Source organism: Arcticibacter sp. (assembly GCF_045629565.1).
Taxonomy (GTDB): domain Bacteria; phylum Bacteroidota; class Bacteroidia; order Sphingobacteriales; family Sphingobacteriaceae; genus Arcticibacter.
On the sequence record NZ_JAZQRL010000098.1, the window covers coordinates 1 to 6,015 of the forward strand.

The following is a 6,015-nucleotide window of genomic DNA, read 5'->3' on the forward strand; positions in this document are numbered from 1 at the left end:
CAGAGAGAACAGTGATCAAACAGGCGAGGAGTAAAATCTTTTTCATAATGTGTGTTTTTATTTTCATAACAAATGTACGCACTAATTACATTACTGCAAATATTATCTCAATTTTTATGAATATTTAATAATAAAACCTCAGAACTATTGAAATATTAAAAAAGATACCCCGCAAACGTACGTCATTTAAGAAATTTTCATTCCTCCCCTACGCTCCATAGCGAAACATAAAAATATTTGCTTTTCCATTTTTATGCTGTTGGCGACTACTACATTTGGATGATAAGACAACGATCAAATGAAATCACAAAAAACCTATCGCGAGTTACTTATAGATACTCTGCTATTAATTGAAGGCAATTACCAACGGCTTTTGGTCCTCGGCATCGAACTGGTCATGTATGAGGACAGGAAAGCAGGACTGGTTCCTTTTGAGGATGGGGACGAAATTCCTATAGATATAGAGGTATTTGAAGCGTCGGACATTCCTGCCGTTCAAACTATTGCTCATGCCATTCTCCTGTTCCAGCAAATCTGCTCTACCCTGCGCAATATGAACACATTTACGATTGCAGAGATCGACAGCCGCCGTTCAGCGGCGGAGCACTATCAGGAGCCCGAGCCGGAAATGTCAACGGATGAAGATTTGTCGTTCGAAGATTTTAAATCAGCGGTCTATATTTCCTTAAGCGAAACCATGTACTATTGCAATTTAAACGCCTATTCGATGATCTATGGAGAGGATGCCAGTGAGGATCTTCGTCAAGATTTCTATTTTCCCGGAGAAGAAACCTATGAGCTGCTATCATCCAACGATACTAACATCCGGCTACTCGTCAATCTCTCCGAATACCTCGAAGGACACCGTGACCTGGTATGGAAGGTTTAACATCGCTTGGCTCTTTTGACAAACACGAGTAAGAACAAACCGATAACGAACGAACCGGCCAACCACCACAGGCTATTGCTCCCTGTCTTTGTTCTCGTTTTTTCTGTGCTTTGTGTTTTGGATTTTACATGCTGGTTCAGGGAGCCTGACGAGCGGGTCTGCATATCCGCACTACCAGAATCTACAGCCCTGCTGCTTGTGTGTGATTTCCCCCGGAAGCGCAGCAAACTGGCCGAACCGCTGAAACCCGCTTTCGTTGAAAAGGTAAAGGGTCCTGAAGGCACAATCTCTACGTCGAACTGCGCGCCAGTTGAGTCTGCATAGGTAAATACACTACTGCCGGAATACAGGGAGTCTGTCTCCCAGTCAAACGACTGCTTCCGGCTACTGGTTTGTAAACTATCCTGCCTGGATACCAGAACCTCCCTGAATAACGAACAGCCATATAACAGCAGCAGCACGGGCAGGATAAAAGCGGCCTTTCTCATAGTACCTCCTCCCATCTCGCTACCTCGTAAATGGAACTGATCAACCTACGCTTGCGATACACGCCGTCCCCTTCCCTGCTGCCGGCTTCATTGGTATTCCCCTCTACGGTGATCACATACTTCTCATCCCAGGAATCGACAAACCCGACATGAGCGATCCGCTTCTTGTCCGAAAAGTAGATGCCAAAGACATCCCCTTTCCGGGGACGTCTCGCTTCTCCGCCAGCTACCGGCTTCAACTGCAGGGACATGGAGCGTTGCCAGCAGACTTTCCGCGCCGGAAACAGATCCGGGCTCCAGCCCGAACGGGGATTCCTGATGCGGGCCTGTCCCAGAGACCAGCACACAAAGGCCGCGCACCAGGGGTTGCCCTTCTTTAAGCCCACATAGGCGAGATAGGTTTCCACCCGCTTCCCATCATTCATCCCGCTTTGTTCGCGAACCCCAACCTCAGCCGTGTAGATTCCCCACAGGCTGAGCAACACGATCAGGCACGCTTTCATAACAGGGCAGTTAGCGTAAATACGAAGCCCATCAGCAGCAGGAGATAAAAGGCCAGATAGATCAGCACTTTCTCCCTGGCTACCAGTCCGCGAAAATCATACTCGAAATCGCATTCTGAGTACACGGTAAACACCGGCCAGATCGCCTTCATCACCCGCCAGGTTACGGCCTTGAAAAGCAGGAACGACAAAACGGCCATAATCACCGCACTGAGCGCTCCGGGATCGAGGGGTGCGGAAGTTACATCCACATGGCGGCACAGCCAGGGGAAAGATAGAAACAACAACAGTAATAAAGCAATGCTCAGCGGTTCACTGTAGCGGCTTGAACTTACAGGCCGCAGATCTAGAAATTCCATTTTTATAAGTTTAATTGTTAGACAAAAAGCGAGAAAGCCGGAAGGAAGGAGGAGATTTTGTACCGACTTAAAAAGGCGGAGGAATCAACCCCCGCCTTCTCTGGTAACCTGATAGGGGAAACCGTTCCGACCTTATAAGATCGGTAACAAACCGGCAAATGCCGTAGCAGAGTTCTTACCCTCCTCGCTCGTCATAAACAGGTATCCATACACCGTGGTGCTCGACCAGTTAGACGGAATCTCCAGATCTGCGGTCTCGTCCTGACGAACGTATTCGTCCATATAAACGAGGGCTTCCATCTGTTCAGGGCAACAAAGTACTATCGTTGCCTTGTCGTCCAGTCGCTCTGATAAAACACCGCCGAACGATTGCCAGCTTACCGTTACATGTCCGGGAAGTCCGGCAGAAAGACGACAACCAAAAGGCTTTGTCAAGGTCAAACCCTTGCTCAGAACAACTTTGGTATAGTCCAGTATCGGATCAAGACCCGTTCCGGCGAGGGCTCCCTGGTTTGCCTGGATCGCCAGATTAAAGGCAGTCGCCCGTCCACTGTATGCTGTGGAAAAGCCCCTGTCTACTGCGTCCTTAACGAGCAGTAAAAATTGAGACACCAAAGTGAAGCGCGCCCGTACCGCCAACTGTTTGGCGCTAGGTTCTTTTGCTGTTTTCTTCGGTAATCCTCTCATGTAGTCGATGTCCCTCCAGCTACTGCCGATTACACTTCCTACTTTGCCTGAAAATGCGCCATTGACGCCTTGCTTAAATTCAGCCATTTTTTTAAATGTTAAATTGTTAATACATAATTAATTACATCAGTTCACTCATATACCGGTATGTCGTTCTGATGAATCAAAAGTATCAGGCAAGGAAAGGGATGACGATTTTTTCAAGAATTTTGACCGAATCTTCTTGAAATAAGCGCAAAAAGGCCAAAAATTCACAAAAGGCCATCCGCGTCGTGGATGGCCTTTTTCCCCCTTGACAGCTTAAAGATTGATTGATTGATAATATCTCTTGCTGCCTAAGCGGATCGAGACCAATCTACCCTCCTCTTCCCATTTGTAAATTGTCCTTTTTGTCACCTGAAGCTTTATTGCCAGGTCCTCTACAGTTAACAGTTGTTGATCGTGCACCTTGTCTTTTTTTTCTGACAGTAATTCCTTGATTCCTCTCAGTTCTTCGACAACAATGGCCTCGAACTTGAGAAGATCGTCGAACGCTGTAAGCAGCTTAAAGACGCTTCTGCTGATCTTTAACAGATAATTGGTCATCGGTTTAGCTATTGATAAAGTATATCCGGTTTCTCGCCCTTGTCAAAACAAATACCTTGAAAAAAAGCTCGTCATACTGATCAATAGCTTTAAAAAAATGGTAATATCTCATAGTGAAACATTTAAATTGACCCTCCATTGGATCAAGATCTTATAAGTAAATCCTGATTTTTATAACAGGATGCGTAGCCACCTAGTCCCCTAACACATCCTTCATCCCAAGAAAAAGGCCTTCATAAGATTCCAGCATTTGAGACCCGAAAGACAGATGCAGTCCATTTAAAAGTTGATTGTTGTAAGTACCACAGAGAGCAATGCGGTTGAAGCCGTTCTCTCCAAGCAGATCGGAGAGTATGCTTGCTTCGACACCCCTCCGGAAAGTTATCCATAAAGAGAAGCCTGCCTTCGGTAGTGCTATTTCGCCAAGCTGAGACAAATGTGTCAGGAATATATTTTCTATCGAGTTGAGCTTCTGACGATAATGTACCATAATTCTCCTTATCCCATCGTCAAGAACGCCGGCTCGTGACATACGGAAAATGACTGTCAGTTCAAGAGGATCATAAAGGATATTATGAGCGTACACCGATAGAGTAAGGGCTTTAATAAAATCGCGATTAGCAATAACCAGCTCGTTCATCCGGAATTGTAGTGTTAGCTTGGAAACCGGACTGATATGAATGATATGACCTTTGTGCTGACGGTAGAACAGGGGTGCAAGCGCTCTTTTATACCAGAACTCGTGATCATCATCAACCGCAACGATCACAAAATTGTATTTAAGTGCCAGGTCCAGCAGCTTGCGCCTCCTGTCTTCACTAAGCACGGCACGGCTAGGGAATTCTCCGGAAGAACGAACAAACACAACATGAATATCCAGCTTTGCGGTTACACACAACTTTTCCAACTGATCAGTAATCATTCCCCGTTTGTCGACTCCGGTAAATAACAGATGTGCTCCTGCAGTAGTTAGAACGCTTTGAACCCGTGTGTCCGCAGGCGATCCCATCACCACACATTTGCCTCTTAGCCCAAGGGTCATTACAACCATATACAGGCTATGCCCATAGGGAATGATCAAGGCGTGATCGGGTTCCGCTGCAATGTCCCTTCTGAGCAATATATGCTGAATTCCCTCTTTCATCAATGCTTCGTGCCTGGAATCATAGCGACTGGATTTCATATGACCAATGATTCCAGACTCATAATAATTCAAGATTTTCCTACTGGGCAGCAGGGCGATGTCCGGCATATCCGAACCGGCGCACAAGTAAGGAATGTAGCCAGTTGCTTCAGCAGGAGTGGACATAACCTGATGTTTGCAATACGAAAATGGCGAATGAGTCGGCCAGCCCGGATCAGGGAGCTGCTTCCGCTTCTTATCTCCTGTTACAAAAGTACCCCTACCGGGAACAGTTACCAGATACATCTCCTCTTTTAAAGAATCATAGGCTCGCTTTACTGTGCTACGGGCCACATGAAGCTTTTCCTGGAGGAGCGTAACAGGCGGAACCTGTGAGCCCGGACTGATCTCAGCACTTTCGATCAGGTGAATAATACGTTCCTTAATTTGGGTGGCTTTGTTCTTTTCCCCATCCAGAGGTAACCAGAAAAGTGGCCAATGACTATACATTCAATTAAATTCAGTGTTTTTCAATAGAGTCCTTATACACAATCAAAGTAGTCTTATCTGCCGAAAGGATTAATGACAACGGTCACAATTTTAAGCAAAGAGCCGTGTGCCCATATGTTTCAGTGTTCGGCGTGTCTATTCTGACAATAAAAGGCATATTCGGCCGAACCCTTTATCTTAAGCTTCCTCCATTTTTACCAGGAAAGGCTCTGCACAGCATGGGGTTAATATTAACGCAGCGACAACTTGCCGTCTTTGCCGGTGGAGGTGCCTTGACACTACCTTTTATGCGCACCAGGGGCGCCTATCAGGGCATGCCCCTGATCGTCGGTTACCCGGCCGCGTATGACAGAAGTTCCCTGACTATAGGCCGCGACAAGTTGCATCAAGGAAAAAAAGACAATAATGATGAAGTAGGCGAGCACCAGCGCTATGCCTTTCTCTCTATCTGAGGGGTTAGGTTCAGGTTCGTATTTCATTATATGGTTTATGGAAATGTAATGGTGATTAACTCAAGGGCCAGCCTTCTTCACCGGCAACAAAGACCAGCTGCTCGTCATTAGGATTGTAGCGATGTTCCAGATATACGGCTATTAGCAGTTCGGACAGATCCTGGATGAAAACGCTCAAATGGGTCGGGTCACGCTCTATCCTGCGGGACTCGCAGATCACTTCTGCCCGGAAGAGCAGCGTTCCGGTTTCTGCAAGGGAATATTTCGAAAAGAACTTGTCGATCATCTTACCGGGGCAATAATTGTTGGGGATAAGGAAGCGATTGAGGTATTCAGTACCCGGACCGTACTCGGGTCCCAGAATATCAATGGGGATACGTTTGGTTTTTTTAGACATGGTGAGGAATTTGGAAAAATTG

At 46.4% G+C, this 6,015-nt stretch carries 9 protein-coding genes; 1 reads left to right on the top strand and 8 read right to left on the bottom strand.

Annotated features, from left to right (window positions below; translation table 11 throughout):
- The first annotated feature begins 298 nt into the window (after nt 1–298).
- Entirely contained in the window at nt 299–889 is a 591-nt protein-coding gene (locus ACKI5J_RS11880) for a hypothetical protein (RefSeq protein ID WP_407429692.1), read from the top strand.
- Here the strand turns inward: ACKI5J_RS11880 and ACKI5J_RS11885 are convergent.
- From ACKI5J_RS11885 to ACKI5J_RS11920, 8 genes are all read right to left on the bottom strand, one after another.
- Complete coding sequence (locus ACKI5J_RS11885; protein ID WP_407429693.1) at nt 886–1,377, bottom strand: hypothetical protein; 492 nt, start codon at nt 1,375–1,377, stop codon at nt 886–888. The two genes, ACKI5J_RS11880 and ACKI5J_RS11885, sit on opposite strands and share 4 nt — an antisense overlap.
- A complete protein-coding gene (locus tag ACKI5J_RS11890; RefSeq protein ID WP_407429694.1) occupies nt 1,374–1,880 on the bottom strand; it encodes a CHAP domain-containing protein in 507 nt (168 codons plus the stop codon). The genes ACKI5J_RS11885 and ACKI5J_RS11890 overlap by 4 nt, the downstream gene beginning before the upstream one ends.
- Nucleotides 1,877–2,239 carry a hypothetical protein gene (locus ACKI5J_RS11895; protein ID WP_407429695.1) on the bottom strand — a complete coding sequence of 121 codons (363 nt, stop codon included), beginning with the start codon at nt 2,237–2,239 and terminating at the stop codon, nt 1,877–1,879. Before ACKI5J_RS11895 ends, ACKI5J_RS11890 begins: the two co-directional genes overlap by 4 nt.
- Nucleotides 2,240–2,371: 132 nt before the next feature.
- Nucleotides 2,372–3,013, bottom strand: a complete 642-nt coding sequence (locus tag ACKI5J_RS11900) for a DUF6266 family protein (RefSeq protein WP_407429696.1) — start codon at nt 3,011–3,013, stop codon at nt 2,372–2,374.
- A gap of 213 nt (nt 3,014–3,226) precedes the next feature.
- Complete coding sequence (locus ACKI5J_RS11905; protein WP_407429697.1) at nt 3,227–3,511, bottom strand: helix-turn-helix transcriptional regulator; 285 nt, start codon at nt 3,509–3,511, stop codon at nt 3,227–3,229.
- A gap of 193 nt (nt 3,512–3,704) precedes the next feature.
- A complete protein-coding gene (locus ACKI5J_RS11910) occupies nt 3,705–5,144 on the bottom strand; it encodes a GntR family transcriptional regulator (RefSeq protein ID WP_407429698.1) in 1,440 nt (479 codons plus the stop codon).
- A 278-nt stretch (nt 5,145–5,422) separates the two neighbouring features.
- Nucleotides 5,423–5,623: a hypothetical protein gene (locus tag ACKI5J_RS11915; RefSeq protein ID WP_407429699.1), complete on the bottom strand. Its 201-nt coding sequence runs from the start codon at nt 5,621–5,623 to the stop codon at nt 5,423–5,425.
- Between the two features lie 28 nt (nt 5,624–5,651).
- A partial coding sequence (locus ACKI5J_RS11920; protein ID WP_407429700.1) for a hypothetical protein occupies nt 5,652–6,015 on the bottom strand: 364 nt, incomplete at its 5' end.